The following is an 868-nucleotide window of genomic DNA, read 5'->3' as shown; positions in this document are numbered from 1 at the left end:
TTGATTGTCGAGGGTGACGTCGATGGAGGCGGGCGCATCGCTGCCTTGGTATTGCAGGACACCGTAGTAGTTGACATATGCAAATACTAAATAACCTTGTTCATTACCACCAGAAGTTTGTGTGTAATAAACAAAGGAAACTCTTCCTGCATTCGCAACGGCCACCTTTTCATTATTGCCGATCAAATTTCCTCCGCTAAGGTTAGAAATTCTTTTAAGATCAGCAATGTTGTTAAGATTTATCACAAATTGTGCGCCATTTTTAACACGTATATTTGTAATTGTGATATCTGAACTAGGAAATGTATTTACATCCATTTCATCAATTCCTACTTCTCTTGGAGAAGATACATATATGGTTTTCCCATAACTATCAGCCATAACAGACGGAACTGCTATGAACTGGCTCATCAAAATACTCCCTAAGAGTAAAATGACAAGTCTGATCATTTTTGTTCTCATGTTCTTTCCTTTTTATAGTTGTTTGAATCTATTTTCATGTTCTTTTTTATCGTATTTCATACGCTTTTCGCGTTCGGAACATCGTAATTCGTAATTTGTCATTCGTAATTCTTATTAGCGTTCAGCATTCAGCATTTAACCACAAGTTGCACAAGTTTATGACAAGTTGCACAAGTTTTCATTTGCGTTGATTTGCGCCATTTGTGTTTATTTGCGTTCTGAACATCGTTTTTTGTCATTCAGAGCGAAGCGATGAATCTTTCCTTTCCTCTTTCGGTGCGAGATTCCTCCCTGCGTTCGGAATGACAAATGAATTGTCAATGGTTATTCGTTACTACTCTGACTACTTTGCTCCATTTTTCATTTTTCACTATTCACTTTTCACTATTCACTATTCACTTACTTT

The 868-nt window shown here is 36.9% G+C and carries 1 protein-coding gene; it reads right to left on the bottom strand.

The annotated features are described in order from the left end of the window. The coding region (locus EII41_RS13645; RefSeq protein WP_148091765.1) for a hypothetical protein at positions 1-462 on the bottom strand (462 nt) is incomplete at its 3' end. Positions 463-868: the final 406 nt, after the last annotated feature.

Origin of the sequence: Tannerella forsythia (assembly GCF_003860135.1) — a bacterium.
Lineage (GTDB): Bacteria > Bacteroidota > Bacteroidia > Bacteroidales > Tannerellaceae > Tannerella > Tannerella forsythia_A.
Note: the sequence above shows the minus strand (reverse complement) of the source record. Positions and strands in the feature narration are given on the sequence as shown.